At 61.4% G+C, this 16676-nt stretch carries 14 protein-coding genes and 5 pseudogenes; 15 read left to right on the forward strand and 4 right to left on the reverse strand.

The window, feature by feature from the left end:
* Positions 1-128 (forward strand): annotated as a pseudogene (locus tag IT41_RS21005) (IS3 family transposase); the annotation flags it as partial.
* A gap of 96 nt (positions 129-224) precedes the next feature.
* Positions 225-535 (forward strand): annotated as a pseudogene (locus tag IT41_RS21785) (transposase); the annotation flags it as partial.
* Between the two features lie 2 nt (positions 536-537).
* Here IT41_RS21785 and IT41_RS17910 read toward each other — a convergent pair.
* Positions 538-1352, reverse strand: a pseudogene (locus tag IT41_RS17910) (IS5 family transposase); the annotation flags it as partial.
* A 21-nt stretch (positions 1353-1373) separates the two neighbouring features.
* On the opposite strand from IT41_RS17910, the pseudogene IT41_RS21010 reads away from it, so the two are divergent.
* From IT41_RS21010 to IT41_RS19605, 4 genes and pseudogenes are all read left to right on the forward strand, one after another.
* A pseudogene (locus IT41_RS21010) lies at positions 1374-1505 on the forward strand (IS256 family transposase); the annotation flags it as partial.
* A 34-nt stretch (positions 1506-1539) separates the two neighbouring features.
* Positions 1540-1644 (forward strand): annotated as a pseudogene (locus tag IT41_RS22200) (IS481 family transposase); the annotation flags it as partial.
* 280 nt (positions 1645-1924) lie between these two features.
* Positions 1925-2209, forward strand: a complete 285-nt coding sequence (locus IT41_RS17920; protein WP_036743943.1) for a hypothetical protein — start codon at positions 1925-1927, stop codon at positions 2207-2209.
* A 233-nt stretch (positions 2210-2442) separates the two neighbouring features.
* Positions 2443-3522, forward strand: a complete 1080-nt coding sequence (locus IT41_RS19605; protein ID WP_052081758.1) for a polysaccharide pyruvyl transferase family protein — start codon at positions 2443-2445, stop codon at positions 3520-3522.
* Between the two features lie 275 nt (positions 3523-3797).
* Here the strand turns inward: IT41_RS19605 and IT41_RS17930 are convergent, their stop codons facing one another.
* Positions 3798-4715 (reverse strand): LysR substrate-binding domain-containing protein, encoded by a 918-nt coding sequence (locus IT41_RS17930; RefSeq protein WP_036743944.1) that lies wholly within the window; start codon positions 4713-4715, stop codon positions 3798-3800.
* Positions 4716-4818: 103 nt separating this feature from the next.
* On the opposite strand from IT41_RS17930, the gene IT41_RS17935 reads away from it, so the two are divergent.
* Positions 4819-6048: an aminopeptidase P family protein gene (locus tag IT41_RS17935; RefSeq protein ID WP_036743946.1), complete on the forward strand. Its 1230-nt coding sequence runs from the start codon at positions 4819-4821 to the stop codon at positions 6046-6048.
* A gap of 229 nt (positions 6049-6277) precedes the next feature.
* Positions 6278-7738, forward strand: a complete 1461-nt coding sequence (locus tag IT41_RS17940; RefSeq protein ID WP_036743947.1) for a sodium:solute symporter family protein — start codon at positions 6278-6280, stop codon at positions 7736-7738.
* Positions 7739-8063: 325 nt separating this feature from the next.
* Here IT41_RS17940 and IT41_RS17945 read toward each other — a convergent pair whose 3' ends face one another.
* Together IT41_RS17945 and IT41_RS17950 are read right to left on the reverse strand one after the other, a co-directional pair.
* Positions 8064-8813 (reverse strand): ZIP family metal transporter, encoded by a 750-nt coding sequence (locus IT41_RS17945; RefSeq protein ID WP_036743950.1) that lies wholly within the window; start codon positions 8811-8813, stop codon positions 8064-8066.
* Positions 8814-9098: 285 nt separating this feature from the next.
* Complete coding sequence (locus tag IT41_RS17950; protein ID WP_231564819.1) at positions 9099-10241, reverse strand: MFS transporter; 1143 nt, start codon at positions 10239-10241, stop codon at positions 9099-9101.
* A 229-nt stretch (positions 10242-10470) separates the two neighbouring features.
* Here IT41_RS17950 and IT41_RS21015 point away from each other — a divergent pair, with 229 nt between their 5' ends.
* From IT41_RS21015 to IT41_RS17970, 7 genes are all read left to right on the forward strand, one after another.
* On the forward strand, positions 10471-10614 hold the full coding sequence (locus tag IT41_RS21015) for a hypothetical protein (RefSeq protein WP_269429327.1): 144 nt from the start codon (positions 10471-10473) through the stop codon (positions 10612-10614).
* Between the two features lie 12 nt (positions 10615-10626).
* Positions 10627-10860 carry a cupin domain-containing protein gene (locus IT41_RS20335; protein WP_197056023.1) on the forward strand — a complete coding sequence of 78 codons (234 nt, stop codon included), beginning with the start codon at positions 10627-10629 and terminating at the stop codon, positions 10858-10860.
* A gap of 19 nt (positions 10861-10879) precedes the next feature.
* Positions 10880-11545, forward strand: coding sequence for a HEPN domain-containing protein (locus IT41_RS17955; RefSeq protein ID WP_036743954.1), 666 nt, complete (start codon positions 10880-10882; stop codon positions 11543-11545).
* Positions 11546-11667: 122 nt separating this feature from the next.
* Positions 11668-13671 (forward strand): AAA family ATPase, encoded by a 2004-nt coding sequence (locus IT41_RS17960; protein ID WP_052081760.1) that lies wholly within the window; start codon positions 11668-11670, stop codon positions 13669-13671.
* A gap of 123 nt (positions 13672-13794) precedes the next feature.
* Positions 13795-14673, forward strand: coding sequence for a helix-turn-helix transcriptional regulator (locus tag IT41_RS17965; RefSeq protein ID WP_175496455.1), 879 nt, complete (start codon positions 13795-13797; stop codon positions 14671-14673).
* On the forward strand, positions 14670-15650 hold the full coding sequence (locus IT41_RS21020) for a phospholipase D-like domain-containing protein (RefSeq protein WP_139221776.1): 981 nt from the start codon (positions 14670-14672) through the stop codon (positions 15648-15650). Before IT41_RS17965 ends, IT41_RS21020 begins: the two co-directional genes overlap by 4 nt.
* Before the next feature lie 18 nt (positions 15651-15668).
* On the forward strand, positions 15669-16565 hold the full coding sequence (locus IT41_RS17970; protein ID WP_036743955.1) for a hypothetical protein: 897 nt from the start codon (positions 15669-15671) through the stop codon (positions 16563-16565).
* The last annotated feature ends 111 nt before the right edge of the window (positions 16566-16676 follow it).

Genomic DNA, 16676 nt, shown 5'->3' on the forward strand with positions numbered 1-16676 from the left:
GGCGCAAGCAATATGGTGGGATGGGCGTGGATCAGTTGAAGGAACTGAAGCGGCTGCAGTTGGAGAATGAACGGCTCCGACGCGCAGTTTCGGATCTGACGCTGGGCAAACTTATTTTGGCGGAGGCGGGAGCAATGAGCGAAAGTTGGTGATGCCCTGAGGGGCGGCATATCATGGCGGTATTCACGCGCCGTCAATTCTCAGCAGAGCAAAGGATACGCCACATGTCATTGACTACCATCACGCAGCTGCCCGATCCATCCGGATTCAGCGCCGACCCGTTCACCGATATTATTCGCGAGGGCGCGCGCAAGCTGATCGAGCAGGCAATCCAGGCGGAACCCGCGGCGTTGATGGCTGCGTTTGCTGACGAAAAGCTGGAGAATGGGACATCCCGCTTGGTGCGCCATGGTCCCTGCCTGAACGCGAGGTGATGACCGGGATCGGCTCCGTGCCCGTGAGGGTGCCGCGCGTGCGAGATCGCACGACCGGTGAGGACAAGATCACCTTCACGCCCAGTATCCTGCCGCGATACCAGACCTTGGTGCCGAATTCATATCGCACCCGCGCCTTGCCCCTGGAGATGCAGTCGACCTCGGGCTCGTGCAAGGAGTAGATCTTGTGTTTGCTTTTCGGGCCTTGCTCGAGCAGGCGGCCAACCAGCGAGCGCGCCTCAAGCACCCTGTCGCGCAAGGTCCCCTCGGGAATGTCCTGCAGATGACGGCGCAGGTGCCGCCGGACCCGGCCAGCATAGCCCTTGAGCTGGCGCAGGGCCTTGCGCATGCGCTTGAATTGCCGTGCATGGGCATAGCGCCCGACCTGGGCGACCAGCCTTGGCGCAAGCCGGGCGTAGCTCTGGCGCAGTTCGATCCCGGTCTCCTGCGCTAGGCCCACCAGCAGCGCCCGGGCGCGCTCGTAAAGCCGGGCATCCGTCGGGTGGGCGATGTTCTTTTCCATCACGGTCGTGTCCACCACCACGCGTTTCAGGCACTTGTCGCTGACCGCGCCGGATGTCCGCCCCGCCTCGATGGTCTTGGTGAGCAACCATTCCACACCCTCTTCGCCGATGCGCTTGCGCCAGCGGCTCAGGGATGACGGGTCGATCGGTGGCCGATGCTGAAAGAAGGTCTCGCCGGTGAAGTGCTGGTAATACGGGTTCTCGACCCAGCGGGCGACGACCGCCTCATCCGACAGCCTGAAGGCGTGCGCAGATACATCAGCCCCGCGACCAAGCGCGGCGATGTCGCCGGCCGGCCCTGATGCGAGGGGAAGAAACTCGCCCATTCCCGCTCGAAGAACTCCCAGACGATCAGCGCCGCGAGCTTCACCAGTTCATGACGGGCATCGATCATCTCGACCAGCCGCGGGCGGAGGCCATGGCCTTCAAGCTGATGATGTCGGCGCAGGGGAAATGGCGCAAACTCGACGGCAAGAACCGCCTGCCGGAGATTATCCAGGGGGTTGAGTTCCGCGACGGCCTACGACACCTTCAAGCCGCCGCCTGATCAGGCGTCACCAACTTTTGCCCATATCTCGGGCCGGGAACTTGGGGTCAATCCCAAGACGGTGGCCAAATGGCGTAAGCGCAAAACGGTTGAGGACCAGAAGACCGGGCTGCAAGAACTGCGGTCAACCGCCTGCACCGGGTCCTCGATAAAGCGCGGCTTGCCGCCGCTGGCGCCCTGATAGCTGCGGTCGAAAGCGATGACGACGAAGCCCGCCTCGGCCGGAGCGGCGCCATAGACATTGCCCGAGGCCTGCTCCTTGCAACTGCCGATCGGCGGGATGGAAAAATGCGTGCCAGCCACGATGGTCTGCCCGTCCGCGACATCGGCGAAGAAGCCCCTGCGCGTCGCTTCGGATCGCGTTGTCGTAATCGGCGGAGTTGCACCGTTCGGGCCGCGCGATCTGGCAGGGGTGATGCATGCAGTCGCCCGAGATGATGAAGCGACCGGCGCCAGTGTCAAAGATCACGCTGATATGGCCGATGGTATGGTCGGGGGTCGGCTATTGCACTGATGCCGCTGCCCAGATCGGTGCTGTCGTCGATCAATTCGACCAGTCCTGCATCCATGACCGGCTTGATGGAATCCAGAAACGCTTCGTCCTGACCTTCGCCCAAAAGCTTCTCACCCAGCTCGCCAGCTCAGAACTCGTATTCCTTCCAGGCGAAGAAATAACGGGCGTTGGGAAAGGTTCGGGCCCATGATCCGTCTGCTGCCTTGGTCGGGTTCCAGCCCACACCCCTTCTGAAACCAGACGCGCCAAGCCGCGTCGCGAAGCCTGCAACCAAGGGAAATTGTCCCGGCGCGGCGACTTCCTCAGCAGCCTGCCAGGTATTGAACTCAATAAGCTATAGGTTGTTCAGGTCCGAAGAGTGAGATATTGAACCGAAGTAATTCGTGTGCGGTCATTACTGTTCGGGAAAGGGTTTCATTCTAAATGCGGCAGGTAGGTCTTGCCCATCAGAACCAGGCACCCCGCGCACTTTTAGTGGGCCATTTCTCGACCGTTGGTGATGTGGAAGTATTGCGCCAAATCGAGCGCAGGCTTGAAGAGGTCGGGCTGGGCTATGATGTCTCACCCTACACCGCAGCCCGCTTGTCAGTCGACAAGAGCTGGCTGGATAGCCGAACCCTGGATCCGAGACGGTATACGCATCTGATCGTAATTTGCGGACCCTTCACGCCTGAAATGGCTGTCCAGCATGACGGCATCTTCGGTCGTTTCCAGCATTGCGTGCATATCGGGGTGAACCTGACCATGGTTCGGAGCATCGCCGACTTTAACCCGTTCGAGGTGTTGCTTGAACGCGATAGCGACCGGGCGGTGCGCGCGGACCTAAGCTTCCGCGAACCCAGCGACCCGGTCCCCGTTGTTGGCCTCTGCCTTGCGAGCGCGCAACGCGAATACGGCGATCGGCGCCGCGGCGATCTGGGTGAGAAGAAGCTGCGCCGCCTTATTCAGCATGCAGGCGTCGCCTTCATCGAAATGGACACCTCGGTTCCAGTCGAGACCAATCGCTTTGGACTGTCCAGCGCTGCCGAATTCGAAGCTATCTGCGCTCGCCTGGACGTGATGCTTACCACGAGACTGCACGGGATGGTGCTGGCACTGAAGAATGGAATACCCGCCATAGCGATTGATCCGGTCGCCGGTGGGGACAAGGTTACCCGACAGGCGCGGAAGCTCGGTTGGAGTGAAGTCTTTGATGCCGATCACGTCACCGACGAAGAGCTGGCGGCTGCCCTGAGCCGCTGCCTCTTACAAGACGGCCGTGATCACGCGCAACGTGTGAAGGACGCTGCAATCGAGTCGCTATCTGAATTTGATTCCCAGTTCGCGGCCGCCTTGGCAGAGCCTGCCCGGCCTGAGTTGCGCGCTGATCTTGCCCCTCCGCCCACCAAAATTCGCACATGGCGAAGGCGATTTAAGGCTTGGAAGCGTCAGCGCAGGTTGCGGGCGGGTGACCACACTCGAGAAGATGATCAGTCTATTGGGGGCGGGACTCGTTATAAGTGATAGCCAAAAGATCACCGTTGCGGCGAGGAGGATGGCCGACACCAATGCAGTCAGACGCCGCCGAGAGCGGGTCGAAAGTCGGACTGATGAGCGAGATCAGGGTCATGCGAAAACTATAGGAAGAAACGCGACGCGATGGCAAGCGGTAAAATTGCGCGTGCTTCGAAAAAACAACCTTAGAGGGATTAGAGCCAGCGTTCAGCGGCAGTTCTCTCGCTTGATGCTATGTGGTGAGAGAGAAGTGGCCTGGCTCAATTGCAAGTCCGAGCGGACAGTTATGCGAGGCGAGCGGTGAATGCGCGCTCTTCGAATAACCATTTCAAGAAGGTCTCCCTCTTGCGCGCAACGGATTGTCTGCGTGCCTGAATTCTGGACATGACGAGGTAGTAGGCAAATTCTTCGAGAACAGTGACTTCGGACAGCTTGATCAACCGGCCATCGACAAGGTCCGGTTCGATCATGGCAATTGAGCAAAGCGCGATACCCTGACCGGACAGGGCGCCGATGCGCAGAAGGTTGAAATCTTCGAAGACGGCGCCAGGAAGCTTGCCGTCAGGCACTGGATGCCCGACCTTCTCTAGCCAGGTTTTCCAGCCACGGTCGTCGGTGTCGTGAAGCAGGTCCAACTCCAGCAATTCGGCCGGCTCGATGCCCCCGCCTCGTCGACCCACGAGTAATAACGGGCTGCAAACGGGCACGCTGTCTCCGGAAAGGAACAGTTCGGCCGTGAAATCCTGTCCGCTTGGCTCACCTTTCGAAAATACGAATGCAAGATCCACGTCACCGAAGTCTATGTCGTCACCGTGATGGGCATAGACGATCCGGAGCGATATTTCCGGGTGTTGTTCGCGGAAGCGTGGCAGTCGCGGGATCAGCCAGCAGGTTGCGACCGATGGGATGGCGGCGATGACAAGCGTGTTGTCCCTTTGCTGCGGGCGCGCCCGGTCACATGCGGAATCGATGCGATCAAAGGCGAGCGTCAGTTCGCGGGAAAGAGCCTCGCCTCTTTGGTTCAGCACCGGCACCCTGCCACCCCGGTCGAACAACGGCACTCCCAACCAGTCTTCAAGATGTTTGACCTGATGGCTTATCGCCGGCTGGGTTACGAACAAAAGTTCTGCGGCGGCGCGGAAACTTCCCGAACGAACCACGGCATCGAAGGCGCGCAAGGCATTGAGCGGGGGCAGGGTCATGGGTTTTTCACATTATAAAAACTAATGATGTGATTATATATCATCTTTTGACGCAGCGTAAGAAGGCGAACAAAATTAGGGAAATTTAACCAGGAGGAGCTACATGACGACTCGCGACCGAATTCAAAGCTTCGTAGGAAACGGCCGGAAAGTTACCCCGACATTCTCGGATGGCGAGATGCAGCGCCGGCTGGACGCTCTGCGCGGCCATATGTCCATGAACGGTATCGATGCGGCGCTTTTCACCTCCTATCACAACATCAACTACTATTCGGACTTTCTGTATTGCCAGTTCGGTCGCCGCTACGGGTTCCTTGTCGACCATGACAAGGCGACCTCGATCAGCGCCGGCATCGATGGCGGCCAGCCCTGGCGCCGGACTTTCGGTGAGAATGTCACCTATACCGATTGGCAGAAGGACAATTATTTCCATGCCATTCGCCAGATCGTCGGGGCGGCCAAACGCATCGGGATCGAGTTCGATCACGTCAATATCGAGTTGCTGAGCCTGCTGAAATCCGAATTCCCCGGCGTCGAGTTCGTGGACATCGCCGCGCCGGCCATGCGCCTGCGGATGGTCAAGTCGGCCGAGGAAATCGCCCATATCACCGAAATGGCGCGCATCGCCGATGTCGGCGGCGTGGCCTGCGTCGAGGCGACGGCGGTGGGCGTGCCCGAACACGAGGTCGCCTTGCATTCGACGGCCACCATGGTCCGCGAGATTGCCAGGACCTGGCCGCATGCCGAACTGCTGGACACCTGGACCTGGTTCCAGTCCGGCCTGAACACCGACGGCGCGCATAACCCGGTGACCAGCCGAAAGATCGAGCGCGGTGATATCCTGTCGCTGAACTGCTTCCCGATGGTCGCGGGCTATTACGTCGCGCTGGAGCGCACGCTCTTCGCCGAAGAAGCCAGCGACGAACATATCCGCCTGTGGGAATTCAACTGCAAGATCCACGACCGCGGCAAGGAGCTGTTGGTGCCCGGCAAGAAATGTTCGGACATCGCGGCCGAACTGAACGAGATGTATGCCGCCGAGAACCTGTTGCAGTATCGCAGCTTCGGCTATGGCCACAGCTTTGGCGTTCTCTGCCATTATTACGGCCGCGAGGCGGGTCTGGAACTGCGCGAGGATTGTGAAACGGTTCTGGAGCCCGGCATGGTCGTGTCGATGGAGCCAATGATCACCATCCCCGAAGGCCAGCCGGGCGCCGGCGGCTATCGCGAGCACGACATTCTGGTGATCGAAGAAGGGGGCAACCGCAATATCACCGGCTTCCCCTACGGTCCCGAACATCTGATCGTGAAGGGCAAGGCCAGGGCCGCCTGAACGAAGCATGGGCTTCCGCCTATCCGGCGGAGGCCCTTTTCAATTCGAGATGGGAGGAAGACAGATGCTCAATTCATGGGTTCTGGACTGGTTCGTCATTCTCAATGTCGCGACGCTTGCCGTCGGTGCATTGGGGCTTCTGATCGGAGCGATCCGTCAATCCTGACCGGTCTTGCCGGGCGCGGGAGACGTCTGGCTGACGGTTCAACAGCAGGTGGGGAGGACTGCCATGCAAGATTATCTTTGGCTTAACTGGCTGATCATGCTGGGCTCGATCGCCGGGCTTCTGTGGCTGGGCTGGAAATCCAGCGCAACGGTTCACGCCGGCGGCGACGACGAAAGCGGATTTCTGATTGCCGGCCGTTCACTTGGCCCCTTTGTCGGGGCGGCGACGATCGTGGCGACGGGTTATTCCGGTTGGGGCTTCATGGGCTCACCCGGTGTGGCCTATCAGTTCGGCGCAATCGAGCTTTTGGGCAACTTCATGTTCGCGCCGGCGATGGTCATCGCGGTGTTGTTCTTTGCGCGCTTTCTGTCGAAACGCGCCGAAGAGATGCACAGCTGCACGATCCCGGAATATGCGGCGCGCACCCATGCCGACGGCATGCTGGGCCGTTGGGTTCAGGGCGTTGCGGCGGCCATGACGATCGTGCTGCTGCTGGTGTTTCTGACCAGCCAGATCAAGGCGGTCGGCATTCTGGCCGCTGGCTGGCTGGACCTGCCCGAGGCCTGGGGCGCGACCCTGATGATCGCGATCATCATCATCTATACCGTGGCGGGCGGTCTGCTGGCCGTGGCCTGGACAGATGCGCTGATGCTGGTCGGCATGATGATTGCCGCAGTCATTATCTGCGTTCAGATATTTGGCGATATCGGCCCGCTGCAACTGGTCGCGGCTTTGAACGACATCGAGCCGGGGTTGGTCAATCCAGCCACTGCGCAGCCCTATGGCACGACGCCCGCGGCGGTGTTCATGGTGCTGCCCTATGCGTTCATGTTCTCGGCAGTGCTGCCCTACATGGCCGTGCGCTTTCTGGCCTTCAGGCCGGATGTGAAGTTTACCACCGTGGCGGCCTATGTGGCGCCGTTTGCCTGCATCCTGTCGCTGATCCCGCTGGTGGGGCTTTACATGCGGGTGCGGATGCCGGAACTGGCCGAGGCCGACAAGGCGATGCCGGTCTATCTGGAAAGCTTCCTGCATCCTGCACTGGGCGGCTTCATCACGCTGTGCATCCTGTTTGCCATGCAATCGACGGCAAACTCGCTGCTGCACACCGTGGCCTCGGCTGCCTCGCATGATATGCGCCTGGCATTGTTCCCGAAACACAAGAATGCGGCGACGGTCCTGTTCATCAACCGTGCCGCCGTGGTCGTGCTGGGTCTTGCGGGCCTGCTGATGATGCTGTTCGCGCCGCCCTTCCTTCTGTCCTGGCTGGGCATTCTCGGGACCGGGACGTTGTTGGCAGCGCTTGTCGGCCCGATCTTCGTGTCGTCCTTCTGGCGCGGCAATGGCTGGGGCGCGCTGGCAAGCATGATCACCGGCTTCACCGTGTCTGGCAGCATGTTGCTTTGGACACAGGCCGGATGGGTCGTCGGGCCATTGCTAGGTTGCGTTGTCGCAACTGTCTTCTACGTCGCGGTCAGCCTGGTGACGGGTGGCAGTCACGCCCCAAGGCTAAGCAACGCCTGAACTGGCATGATCGCAGGGCCAGGAGGCTGATCCGAAACTGGTTGGGTGAATTCGTCAGGTTGTGCTTCTGTTCGGTTGCGACACTGAACGAAGGTTCTGATGACCTTGACGGAATTCACCCGCAGACAATATGAACGCGACCGCGACAGATACTGCCGCAACTTGGAGCGGATATTCCTGAAGGGGTGGTTCTATGTTCTACCTGAGCATGTTGGCCAAGCGACGAAACTGATCGAAAATGGCGGCCTGCGTCTCTATCAATATGCTGCCGCTGCCCGAAGCCAAGGCACGGCCACGCCGCCCGACCTGATCCGCGATGCCCGCTTCAACCCGCGCCGATCATCGTCTCGATCCCGGCCGAGACCAGCGTGAACAGCACGAAGCCGCCCGCGAAGGCCACGACCGAGCCCTGGCTGTCCTCCTCGGCCTCATGCGCCTCGGTCAGCATTTCCTCGATCGCAGCGACAGTCAGCAGCCCGGCCACGAAGGTCAGCGCCAGCATCTTCGCCATGTCCGGAGCATTCCGCAGCAGCAGGAACGCCAAAGCTGCCGCCCCCACCGAGAACAGGATAAACGAGGCCGACAGCCACAGCCGCCTTGCCCGTGGCACGCCCTTGGCGCGGAAATTGGCGATCACGGCATAGCCTTCCGGCAGATCGGCCAGCACCTGCCCAAGCGCCAGCGTCAGGCCAAGGCTCAGTGACAGCGCGCTGCCCGAACCCAGCATCAGCCCGTCGCTGGCCAGATCGACCGCCACGGCGATATAGATCATCCACATCCCCGAGACGCCCACGCCGCCACCTTGCTCCTGCCGGCTTTCGACCCAGCTGTCGATCAGCAGATAGGCCATGGCCCCCGCCGCGAAGCCGGCCGCGATCCACCAGCCATCCAGCGCCGCCACCGCCTCGGGCATTAACTCGACCGCGACGATGGCGATCACGATGCCGGATGCGGCATGCAGCGCAAGGTTCAGCAGGCGGGGGGAACTGGGCCCATATTCCGCCGCCAGCCCGCCCAGGAAATTGCCAAGGCCGGGCAGCAAGGCCAGCAGCAGGACCTGCCATAATCCGTTCATGAGATCGCCTCGCTTTGTGCCGTTCCTTCGCGAACCGGCAGGATGTCGTGACGATGATAGCCGGGCAGAGCCTGAACGAACAGTGACCCGGGCTCGGAAGGCGCCGAATGACAGGATCGGGCAGCGGCAGCGTCAATCATCGTGCCCCAAATGCCTTCATTCCTGCCGGATTGCAGCACAAGACGCAGTTTCAAGCGCAGCAAAAGGGCGTCATTGCCGGACTGCCCTGCTGTATGCCGTTGACAGGTCCCGCGAGGCCGCACGCCGGTTTCCCCAAACAGCCGGTCAGCCCCGACTGGATCGGCATGGTCCCGATGCAATGCCGATCATCGCGACAATCGACAGGCCCGCCCCGACAAGAAAGGGCGTCGCGGATCCGGCGCTGTGCCACAGCCACCCGGCAAGGGTGTTCCCCGCCAGCACGACCGCGCCGGTCACCAGATTGAACGTGCCAAAGGCGCTGCCCTTCAGAACATCGGGCGTCGCCTTGGCAATCATCGCACCCAGCAACCCTTGCGAGAACCCCATGTGCAATCCCCAGAGCACGGTGCCCAGGACATAGGCCCAGACCGTCGCGGCAAAAGCCAGCATCAGGTGTGCGGCGATCAGGAAACCCAGGCTCCAGAGCAGCAGACCATACGTCCCGATCCGGTCAGACAGCCTGCCCACGGGAAAGGCTGTCAGCCCATAGGCGGCATGCATGATGACCAGCGAAAGAGGAACCCAGGCCGGCATAAAGCCTGCCTCCAGGGCCTTCAGCAGCACGAATGCTTCGCTGAAACGGGCCAGCATGATGATGGAAGCCAGCCCGATCACGGCCCAGACAGCCCGATTGAGCCGGAACGCCTCGGCCAGACGGAAGCTTCCGCGCGGGATCGGATGGCGTCCCGCCGGCTCCTTGACGAAGAGGACCAGCACGACCATGCAGAGCCCGGCGGGGATGGCGGCCAGCCAGAACACCGAAGGGATATCGCCCGCCAGAAGGATCATCGCGCCGATCGCGACCAGCGGCCCGATGAATCCGCCCAATGTGTCCAGCGACTTGCGCAGGCCGAAGCTGGCTCCGCGAATTTCGGGCGGGCTGACGGCGGCGACAATGGCATCGCGCGGAGCACCCCGGATGCCCTTGCCGATGCGATCCATGGCTTTCGCCAGCACGATCTGGTCGAGGCTCACCGCCCATGGAAAGATCAACCGCGACAGCGCGCCCAGGCCATAGCCGAGCACCGCCAGGGGCTTCGCCCGCCCGCCGATGTCGGATAGCACCCCGGACAGGAATTTCGTGGCGGTCGCAACCGCGACCGACAGGCCTTCGATGAACCCGATGCCCAGGGCGGAGGCTCCGATCCCCCCGGCCAGATACAGCGGCAGCAGTGCATTTATCATCTCGGACGAGACGTCCATCAACAGGCTGACAATCCCCAGCATCCAGACCGTCGCCGGAATGGCTGGTTGGATCGAAGCCGCAGAGGTTTGTGCCGGGTTCAGTTCTGGCATTGCGGCCCCGATGGATCTGCGCCTATTCCATGCATGAAGTCTTCGCGTCGTTCAATGGTGTCCAACGGAGTTTGCAACCAGACCGACGCTTGCCGGAACGACGCCGCGATGGCACCGAACTTCAGCCTTTCATTTCAGCTGCCCTTCCGATAGGCAGGAAATGCTGGATTTCTGCGCGGCCCACGGCATCGCCGCCGATATCGAGGTGATCCGCGCCGACGAAATCGAGGGCGCCTATGAGCGGATGCTCAAGGGCGATGTGGAATATCGCTTCGTCATGGACATCGCCACGATGGCCACCTGAAAGGAGCCACGAATGAAGATCACCCGCGCAGGCCAGACGCCCTCGGACGCCGGGCCGGCCGACTGGTTCGCCGGCAACGTCCGCATCGACCCGCCGTTTGCGGCCGAGCCTCCCTGCCGCGCCGTCGGCGCGCATGTGACCGTTGAGCCGGGAGCGCGCACGGCATGGCACACGCAGCCATCAACGGTCTTGATTGGGTCGCCACATCTTCGCAGGAGTTCTTGGCTTTCCACGCGGCTTCGCTGATCCGTGACAGAGGAACTCCATGAGCGACAGCCTGACCTTCCATGCCCTCAAGGACAAGCAGCGCGCCCTCCGTGCCAACTTCCCCGAAAACATGAGCCTGCGCGTCCATCGCGCCATCAGTTGGATCGGACGCGCCGACGCCTGCGGCAAGGACGACGATGCGCGTTTCCTGTTCCTCTGGATCGCGTTCAACGCCGCCTATGCTGACGAGCGGGAGATCCAGGAAAAGCCCCAAGGCGAACGCGCCGCCTTTCTCGAGTTCTTCGGCCGGTTGGCGGCGCTGGATACCGAGCGCCGGATCTACAAAGCAATCTGGCAGCGGTTTTCCGGACCCGTCCGAATGCTTTTCGAAAACCGCTACGTCTTCAACCCGTTTTGGCAGCATCACAATGGGATCGATGGTTTCGAGGACTGGGAGGAACGCTTCAAGTCCTCGGCCCACGCCTTTGCGCAGGCGTTCCAGTCCGGCGACAGCACCCGCGTGCTGAGCTTTGTCTTCGACCGGCTCTATGTGCTGCGCAACCAGTTGGTGCATGGCGGCGCGACATGGAACAGCGGCGTCAACCGCGCCCAGGTGCGCGATGGCGCGGCAATCCTCGCCTTCCTGATGCCGGTTTTCGTGGATATGATGATGGACAACCCGACCGGGAATTGGGGGCGACCCTTTTATCCCGTGATCGAATAAGGCAACGCGACATTCCAGATGACGTCAGCGCGGCACCCACTCTATGTGCCACGAGACTTATGGTGTCCGTCCGAATCTGGCGTATCCCGTGGTTATGACTTCGTCAAAGACGGAGAATCGCCATGAGCTACGAAAAGCACCTTGCCCTTGATCTGGTTGCGCGCCTTGCGGACCGTTTCGGACCTGCCAGCAAGGTTGCGAAAGAGCTGCCCGGATGGCTGGAATATCTGACCGAGGTCGAATGCCCCGAGCGTCCGAAGACCAGACCCGGCGCGATCTGGTGGAACAAGATCCGCGACCTTGCTCGCAGCGTCGTGCCCGCTGCGCGCGGGGGTGAGGGTGAGTTGGTTCTGGCCAATGCCACCCGGCTTGGAGCCCATTTCAGGCTGCCGGAACTGGAAGTGCGCATTCTCTGCTTCGTCGTGTTCTACAAGCTCTTCGAGAGCTTCGAGCATGTCGTGGACGGGGCTCTGGAGACGAGGGAGGTCACGCTGCCGCTGCTGCTGGCCCAGTTCTGCGACTGCGACGAAACTGCGGTTCGTGCGGCGTTGCGGGCCGATCAGCGGCTTCGGTCCTCGGGGCTTTTGCATTATGAACGGCGGCATTACGTCCGCGATCTGCCCTATGCCATCAGCGACCGGCTTTGCATGGCCATGCTGGCCGATGTCGATGATCTGGACGGGCTGATAGCGCTGATGTTTCCCTCGGCCCCGGCGCCAGAGGCCGAATGGCGGGATTTCGAGGGGTTGGGCGGGCAGGCCGGTTTCATGCGCGACCTGCTGGCCCGTGCGCTGGCGGCAGGCACGCCGGGAGTGAACATCCTGCTCTACGGTCCGCCCGGCACCGGCAAGACCGAATTCGCCAAGGTTCTGGCGCGCGAGGTCAGCGCGCATCTGCGGGCCATCGGCGAAGCCGATGTGAACGGCGAAGAGCCTTCGGGCCGCGAACGCCTGACCGAGCTTGGCATCGCCGGGCGGATGCTGGGCGCGCGGCGCGACACGGTGCTGCTGTTCGACGAGATGGAGGACCTGTTCGGCGGGCCGACGCTCTTCTTTGGCCAGGCTCAGCCGTCGAAGGTTCACAATAACCGGCTGCTGGAAACCAACCCGATCCCGACCATCTGGACCACGAATTCGATCGCGACCTGCGATCCGGCCGTGCTGCGCCGGATGACCTATTCGGTGCAGATGCGCCCGCCCTCGGGCAGGGTGCGCGGCCGGATCTGGCAGCGGCTTGAGGCGCGCCATGCTTCCGGAATCGCATCCGAGGCCCTGTCGCGCCTTGCCGAAACGCATGACCACGCACCCGCGCTGGTTTCCGACGCGATGCGGGTGGCACGGCTTTGCGAGGGCGGCGAGGATGTGGTCGGGCAGGTTCTAGGCGCAGCTTCGCGGCTGGCGAATGGCGGCGCCGATCCCTCGCCGAAACACCACACCGAGGTGCCTTGGCAGGCAGGTCTGGCAAATGCTGATACCGACCTGACCCGGCTGGAAGGACGGTTGTCACACTCAGATGCCTCGTATCGTGTGTCCTTCTGCCTGGAAGGCCCGGCGGGCACCGGCAAAAGCGCATGGGCACGCCACCTGGCCCGCGTGATGGGCCTGCCGGTCCTTGAGAAGCGTGCTTCGGACCTGATGTCGATGTGGGTCGGTGGAACCGAACAAAACATCGCCCGCGCCTTCTCCGATGCCCGCTCCGACGGCGCATTGCTGATCTTCGACGAGGCCGACAGCCTGCTTTCCGACCGTCGCGATGCAGAGCGGAGTTGGGAGATCAGCCAGGTCAACGAGATGCTGACCTGGATGGAAAGCCACCCGCTGCCCTTCGTCTGCACCACCAACTTCGCCGAGAAGCTGGACCCGGCGACACAGCGGCGGTTCACCTTTCGCATCCGGTTCGACTGGCTGAAGCCGGCGCAATTGCCGCTGGCCTGGGCCGTGCATTTCGGGGGAGAAGTCCCGGCGGGGCTGCGGATATTGGACCGGCTGACCCCTGGCGACTTTGCTAATGTCGCCCGTCGGATGCGCGCCCTGGCCGAAAACGACCCGCGTGCGATCCTGCTCCAGCTGGCCCGCGAGGTCGAGGGCAAGGAGGGGACGCCCCGGCCCATCGGTTTTGGTCGTTGACCCCATGCAACCCCATGGTCATCCTGCGGAAAAGTGAGCAGGGTCAAGATGGCACGATATCGGCGACACGAGGATCTTCTGCGGCTGGCGCTGATGATGCAGGGGTCCGCCGAGGGGGTGTCTTTGACCGATATCGAGATGGCGTTCGGCATAGCCCGCCGCACGGCCGAGCGGATGCGCGACGCGTTGCTGAACGTTTATCCGCAACTGGAGGAAATCACCGAGGAGCGTGGCCAGAAACGCTGGCGGTTCCCGCCCGGATCGCTTGCCCGGATGGAGGAGGTGACGCTGGAGGAACTGGCCGCCGCCCACCGCGCGCTGGCGCTGGTGGAACGCGAAGGCGATCTGGCCACCGCCGAGGTGCTGGAACGGCTGCTGGCCAAGATCCGTGCGCAACTGACCGGCCCGCACCGCAACCGCCTCGCCCCCGACCTGGAGGCGCAGTTGATGGCCGACGGCGTCGCTTTCCGCCCCGGTCCGCGCGAAAGGATCGCCCCCGAGATCCTGAGATCCCTGCGCGAGGCGATTCTGGCCGGCCGCATGATCAGCGCCGACCATCGCGCCCGTGGGTCGGGCAAGCTGTCGCGCAATACGAGGCTGGGGCCGATTGCGCTGCTGTTCGGTGAGGGTCGGCAATATCTTCTGGCATGGAGCCAATATCAGGGTGATTTGCGCTTGTTCGCATTGGCCGGTTTCGAGGCCATTCGTATTGAGTCCGATCCTTATGAACGCCCTGAGGGTTTCGATTTGCAGGGTTGGTTGGCTGAAAGCTTTGGCATCTGGCGCGAAGAGCCTGTCAACGTGGAATGGCGGTTTTTGCCAGAGGTGGCAGACGAGGCCGCAGGGTACGTATTCCACCCTAAGCAGGTCATGGAGCGGCAGGAGGATAGATCATTGATCGTAAGGTTCCGCGCCGGAGGTCGGCAGGAAATGGAATGGTATCTGGCGAGGTGGGGAGATAAAGTCGAGGTGCGGCATCATGGGTGGAGTAAGAGTGAATGAGTGAGTTTCTTACGGGCGCTGATTTAACGAGGAAAATCCGAGAAATTGTAGGTGGTGAAAACGTCAAATGTGCCGTTGCCTACTGGGGCGATCACGGCTTCGAGTTTACTGAGGATTGGATGATCGTGTGCGACATTGTCGGCGGATCGACGTCAAGTTCTGCCTTGGCGCAGCTTGGAGCGCCCGATAACAGGAACTTGAAGCATGTCAAGGATCTTCACGCCAAGGTTTATATTTCTGATAATGGCGTGATTATCGGCTCTGCCAATGCTTCGGCTCGTGGACTTGGAGATGCCGGACATTATCGACCGCTTCTGGAAGTCGGCACATTCCACAGGCATGGCGGAGAAACCTGGACTCAAGCGGTAGAGTGGTTTCATGAGTTGTTCGAGGAGGCGAATGCTGTTGACACTATGGCGCTTGAAATCGCGCAACAGGCCTATCGCCCTCCTGCCACGCCCTTTTCCACTTCTAGAGCTGAAGGCGGGATCATGGATTTTCTGGACTTGGTCAGATTGCGTCCCGAAAAGTTCTCAGGCAAAGGCATCTGCTTTTTGTTTTGCGAGGAACCTTCAGATACAGAGATCATTAGAGAGATAGCGGAAAATTGCCCCGACCAGAATGAGCACAATGAGATTTTAAGTTGGCCCAGGGAGAGGTGCTTCACTGAATGGCCAGAGGATAGTTTGGATAGACTGCAAAAAAACGTGATTGAATTATATATCGGGCGTCGAGGTCGACGCGTTGCGCAAGCGCATTGCGTTGTGCGGGTATTTCGCGATAGGGGGGTGTTTCTGACCGAATGCCCTTCAAAAAAATTAGACCTGCCGGCATGCAAAAATATGACGGACCATGAATGGCTACTTATAGATAAAATTATTGCAAATCTTCGTGATGAGGATGATCATCTCGGAGTGATTATCACAGCAGAGGAGTTCGCAAATTATCTTAGCGAAGCAATCGAGGACGGCTTATAATAACAAAGGTCAATCTATATGCACTACCCCTTCCTCATCGCCGACCCGCATTCCGGCCTGCATTACCGTTTGACCGATACGCGCCTTGCTGAACTGTCCTTGGCGCCTCGACCCTCGGAATGGGCTCCGGGGCGGGAGATTGCGGCGCCGCCCGATCCGGTCTGGGCGGAAAGCCTGGCCAATGCGCCGGTCGAGACGATCTCGGCGGTGGGTTCGGCGTTGGAGGACCTGGTGCTTGCCACGCCTGACCTGCGGATGCCGCGGATCGAAGCCTTGCCTGACAGCCGCGCAAAGCGCCACCTTGCGGCATTGGTGGATCTCTGGCGGCGGATGGGGGATGCGCTGCCCGAGGGGCTTGGCCCGGCGCGCCATGTGCTGGACCTGCCAACAGGGCGGTTTCTCGATGCCCTGCCGGTGGTCGAGGACTCGCTCGACCCGCTGGCGCCGGCGTCCATGCGGTCGCTTTACGATCGGCTGCGGGACGAGTTCGGTTCGGTTCCCGCAGCTCCGGCCGAGCGGTCGGCACCCTGGGGCAGCCGCCTTAATGCGCTGCAAGGCGGGCTGACCACCCCGGAAATCAACGTCGCACCGGCTGATGACGGCCTGGTGTTCTTGGGCCTGCGCGATCCGGCCTCTTGCGCCGATTTCGCCGCTGCCCGTGCCCGCGCATTGATCGAGGGTGGTTGCCCCGCACGGGAAATCGCGGTGATGACGGCAGGCGACCCACGGCAACTCGCCCGCGCCTTTGCCGCTCAGGGGGTGCCGCTTTCCGGCCTGCCCGCCAGCTTGCCGGAACGCGATATCCTGGGCGAGACGGTGTTGCATCTGTTGCTGGCCAAGTGCACGCCGACGCCTGCAATGGTGTTGGCCAGTCTTGTCCTGTCGCCGCTGATGCCATGTGTTGATTTCCGCTGAGAATTGACCCGGTAGCCTCCCGAATTTCCACTGAGAATTGACCCATGTGAACACGTTGCCCTGACGGATTCGGTCGGGGAGATATGGAGTGATTGACATGGGATTTTTGAG

Source organism: Paracoccus halophilus (assembly GCF_000763905.1).
Taxonomy (GTDB): domain Bacteria; phylum Pseudomonadota; class Alphaproteobacteria; order Rhodobacterales; family Rhodobacteraceae; genus Paracoccus; species Paracoccus halophilus.

What these genes read in the sequence shown, in the direction of transcription:
- IT41_RS20335 (WP_197056023.1), top strand. Translation starts at nt 10,627, where the DNA reads ATGAAGATCACCCGCGCAGGCCAGACGCCCTCGGACGCCGGGCCGGCC.
- IT41_RS17920 (WP_036743943.1), top strand. Translation starts at nt 1,925, where the DNA reads ATGCAGTCGCCCGAGATGATGAAGCGACCGGCGCCAGTGTCAAAGATC.
- IT41_RS17970 (WP_036743955.1), top strand. Translation starts at nt 15,669, where the DNA reads ATGCACTACCCCTTCCTCATCGCCGACCCGCATTCCGGCCTGCATTAC.
- IT41_RS17935 (WP_036743946.1), top strand. Translation starts at nt 4,819, where the DNA reads ATGACGACTCGCGACCGAATTCAAAGCTTCGTAGGAAACGGCCGGAAA.
- IT41_RS17955 (WP_036743954.1), top strand. Translation starts at nt 10,880, where the DNA reads ATGAGCGACAGCCTGACCTTCCATGCCCTCAAGGACAAGCAGCGCGCC.
- IT41_RS19605 (WP_052081758.1), top strand. Translation starts at nt 2,443, where the DNA reads ATGCGGCAGGTAGGTCTTGCCCATCAGAACCAGGCACCCCGCGCACTT.
- IT41_RS17945 (WP_036743950.1), bottom strand. Translation starts at nt 8,813, where the DNA reads ATGAACGGATTATGGCAGGTCCTGCTGCTGGCCTTGCTGCCCGGCCTT.
- IT41_RS21020 (WP_139221776.1), top strand. Translation starts at nt 14,670, where the DNA reads ATGAGTGAGTTTCTTACGGGCGCTGATTTAACGAGGAAAATCCGAGAA.
- IT41_RS21015 (WP_269429327.1), top strand. Translation starts at nt 10,471, where the DNA reads ATGCTGGATTTCTGCGCGGCCCACGGCATCGCCGCCGATATCGAGGTG.
- IT41_RS17950 (WP_231564819.1), bottom strand. Translation starts at nt 10,241, where the DNA reads ATGCTGGGGATTGTCAGCCTGTTGATGGACGTCTCGTCCGAGATGATA.
- IT41_RS17960 (WP_052081760.1), top strand. Translation starts at nt 11,668, where the DNA reads ATGAGCTACGAAAAGCACCTTGCCCTTGATCTGGTTGCGCGCCTTGCG.
- IT41_RS17940 (WP_036743947.1), top strand. Translation starts at nt 6,278, where the DNA reads ATGCAAGATTATCTTTGGCTTAACTGGCTGATCATGCTGGGCTCGATC.
- IT41_RS17930 (WP_036743944.1), bottom strand. Translation starts at nt 4,715, where the DNA reads ATGACCCTGCCCCCGCTCAATGCCTTGCGCGCCTTCGATGCCGTGGTT.